The organism is Paraburkholderia sp. SIMBA_053, assembly GCF_046534895.1.
Classification (GTDB): domain Bacteria; phylum Pseudomonadota; class Gammaproteobacteria; order Burkholderiales; family Burkholderiaceae; genus Paraburkholderia; species Paraburkholderia caledonica.
This window is the reverse complement of sequence record NZ_JAWRXU010001845.1, coordinates 1-232: the sequence shown is the minus strand read 5'-3', so window position 1 is coordinate 232 and position 232 is coordinate 1. Positions and strand designations below refer to the sequence as shown.

At 57.3% G+C, this 232-nt stretch carries 1 rRNA gene; it reads left to right on the top strand.

From position 1 onward, the window contains the following. A 23S ribosomal RNA gene (locus tag SB753_RS41915) occupies positions 1-232 on the top strand; the annotation flags it as partial.

Genomic DNA, 232 nt, shown 5'->3' with positions numbered 1-232 from the left:
CTAGTGATCCGGCAGTGGCTTGTGGAAGCGCTGTCGCTCAACGGATAAAAGGTACCTCGGGGATAACAGGCTGATCTTGCCCAAGAGTCCATATCGACGGCATGGTTTGGCACCTCGATGTCGGCTCGTCGCATCCTGGGGCTGGAGTAGGTCCCAAGGGTTGGGCTGTTCGCCCATTAAAGCGGTACGCGAGCTGGGTTTAGAACGTCGTGAGACAGTTCGGTCCCTATCC